Annotated in this window: 1 protein-coding gene; it reads right to left on the bottom strand. The window is 53.4% G+C overall.

From position 1 onward, the window contains the following. On the bottom strand, positions 1-1,067 hold a 1,067-nt coding region (gene tuf, locus ACJBF3_RS26040), incomplete at both ends, for an elongation factor Tu (RefSeq protein ID WP_048339318.1).

The raw sequence follows: 1,067 nt of genomic DNA on the forward strand, positions 1-1,067 counted from the left end.
AGAACTTTAGCAACAACGCCCGCGCCAACGGTACGGCCGCCTTCACGGATTGCGAAACGCAGACCGTCGTCCATCGCGATTGGGTGGATCAGCGTCACAACCATCTTGATGTTGTCGCCTGGCATTACCATCTCAACGCCTTCTGGCAGTTCGATGGTACCGGTCACGTCAGTTGTACGGAAGTAGAACTGTGGACGGTAGCCTTTGAAGAACGGAGTATGACGGCCGCCTTCGTCTTTGGACAGGATGTACACTTCAGATTCGAACTTGGTGTGTGGCTTGATTGAGCCTGGCTTCGCCAGAACCTGACCACGTTCGATTTCTTCACGTTTGATACCACGCAGCAGAACACCAACGTTCTCACCAGCACGGCCTTCGTCCAGCAGTTTGCGGAACATTTCAACGCCAGTACAGGTAGACTTCGCAGTCTCTTTGATACCAACGATTTCAACTTCTTCGCCAACTTTGATGATACCGCGCTCTACACGACCGGTAACAACGGTACCACGACCGGAGATGGAGAATACGTCTTCGATTGGCAGCAGGAATGGCTTGTCAATCGCACGCTCTGGTTCTGGGATGTAAGAATCCAGGAAGCCAGCCAGTTCGATGATTTTCGCTTCCCACTCTGCTTCGCCTTCCAGCGCTTTCAGCGCGGAACCACGAACGATTGGGGTATCGTCGCCTGGGAAATCGTACTGAGACAGCAGTTCACGAACTTCCATCTCTACCAGTTCCAGCAGCTCTTCGTCATCAACCATGTCGCACTTGTTCAGGAACACGATGATGTAAGGAACGCCTACCTGACGACCCAGCAGGATGTGCTCACGAGTCTGAGGCATTGGGCCGTCAGTCGCAGCAACAACCAGGATCGCGCCGTCCATCTGCGCAGCACCGGTGATCATGTTTTTAACATAGTCGGCGTGGCCTGGGCAGTCTACGTGTGCGTAGTGGCGAGTCGGGGTGTCGTATTCAACGTGGGAAGTGTTGATGGTGATACCACGAGCTTTTTCTTCTGGTGCGTTATCGATCTGGTCGAATGCACGAGCAGAACCACCGTAGGTTTT

Origin of the sequence: Enterobacter sp. PP-008-ECC_S150, assembly GCF_045257065.1 — a bacterium.
Classification (GTDB): Bacteria; Pseudomonadota; Gammaproteobacteria; order Enterobacterales; family Enterobacteriaceae; genus Enterobacter; species Enterobacter chengduensis.